A 617-nucleotide genomic window follows, 5' to 3' on the forward strand; every position below is an offset into this window, starting at 1 on the left:
GAGCGGAGCGCGGGGGACGGAGCTTCCAACAGGGCGTCAACTGCGGTCTGGGACACGGCAAACTCCTCAGGCTTGGGGTGGCCTTCAGGACCGTAGTGACGTTCGAGCCGAACTGGAATACCTTGCAGAAAGTTTCTGAAATATCTTGCAGTGCTCAGATGCTGGGAACCGACTGGGTGAGGGCTTCGGCGACGGCGCCGGGCAGCCAGTCGGCGGTGTGGGAGAAGGAGAAGCCCAGGTCCTTGGCGCGAGCGTTGCTCATCGCGTAGTGCCGGTCGTAGGAGAACGGCGAAGCCTTCCCACCCGCCGGGACGGTCCGGTGGACCGGCGCCCGGCCGGCCTGCGCCGCGATCACGGCGACGAGGTCGTGAACGTCCAGCGGACCGTCGGAGCAGGCGTTCAGCGGACCGGTGAAGTCGGCCGTGGCCGCCCACCGGAGCAGCTCCGCCAGCTCCTCGTGGTGGATGAAGACGGTGGGCAGCACCTGCGCGTGCACGGCGATCTCCTCCCCCGCGACGACGCGCGCGGCGTAGTGCGCCAGCCGGCCGGTGAACTCCTGTGTGCCGCCGCCGAGCACATGGGCGCTGCGCACCGTGGCGAACTCGAAGCCGTCGGCC

Annotated in this window: 1 protein-coding gene; it reads right to left on the reverse strand. The window is 68.9% G+C overall.

Translation table 11 applies throughout. The annotated features are described in order from the left end of the window. Positions 1 to 154: 154 nt before the first annotated feature. Positions 155 to 617: NAD-dependent epimerase/dehydratase family protein (locus ABD323_RS43725; RefSeq protein ID WP_486327186.1), on the reverse strand; the 463-nt coding region annotated here is incomplete at its 5' end.

The sequence above is a fragment of the Kitasatospora nipponensis genome (genome assembly GCF_039528135.1).
GTDB classification, from domain to species: domain Bacteria; phylum Actinomycetota; class Actinomycetes; order Streptomycetales; family Streptomycetaceae; genus Kitasatospora; species Kitasatospora nipponensis.